The sequence below is a fragment of the Halobacillus sp. KGW1 genome, assembly GCF_001592845.1.
Lineage (GTDB): Bacteria > Bacillota > Bacilli > Bacillales > Halobacillaceae > Halobacillus.
In genome coordinates this window covers 887-1,286 of the sequence record NZ_LSOC01000001.1, presented here as the reverse complement: position 1 = coordinate 1,286, position 400 = coordinate 887, and the positions used below count along the sequence as shown (strand labels likewise).

At 53.5% G+C, this 400-nt stretch carries 4 tRNA genes; all 4 read right to left on the bottom strand.

Annotation, left to right across the window (positions count from 1 at the left end):
- Position 1: 1 nt before the first annotated feature.
- The 4 genes from AXG56_RS00050 to AXG56_RS00035 all read right to left on the bottom strand — a co-directional run bounded on the left by AXG56_RS00050 (position 2) and on the right by AXG56_RS00035 (position 397).
- Positions 2-78: transfer RNA gene (locus tag AXG56_RS00050), tRNA-Pro, on the bottom strand.
- A 6-nt stretch (positions 79-84) separates the two neighbouring features.
- Positions 85-161: transfer RNA gene (locus AXG56_RS00045), tRNA-Arg, on the bottom strand.
- Positions 162-173: 12 nt separating this feature from the next.
- Positions 174-262, bottom strand: a tRNA-Leu gene (locus AXG56_RS00040).
- Between the two features lie 60 nt (positions 263-322).
- Positions 323-397 (bottom strand) — tRNA-Gly (locus AXG56_RS00035).
- Positions 398-400: the final 3 nt, after the last annotated feature.

Genomic DNA, 400 nt, shown 5'->3' with positions numbered 1-400 from the left:
ATGGTCGGGAAGACAGGATTCGAACCTGCGACCCCTTGGTCCCAAACCAAGTGCTCTACCAAGCTGAGCTACTTCCCGTTAAAATGGCGCGCCCGAGAGGAGTCGAACCCCTAACCTTCTGATCCGTAGTCAGACGCTCTATCCAATTGAGCTACGGGCGCATATATATCGTATGGTGCCGAGGGCCGGACTCGAACCGGCACGGTGGAAACCCACCGCAGGATTTTAAGTCCTGTGCGTCTGCCAATTCCGCCACCCCGGCCTGGCATCTATGTTTTCACCTATGTTGTAAGTATCATTATAACTAGCTCTAATGTATCATTGGAGCGGAAGACGGGATTCGAACCCGCGACCCCCACCTTGGCAAGGTGGTGTTCTACCACTGAACTACTTCCGCATT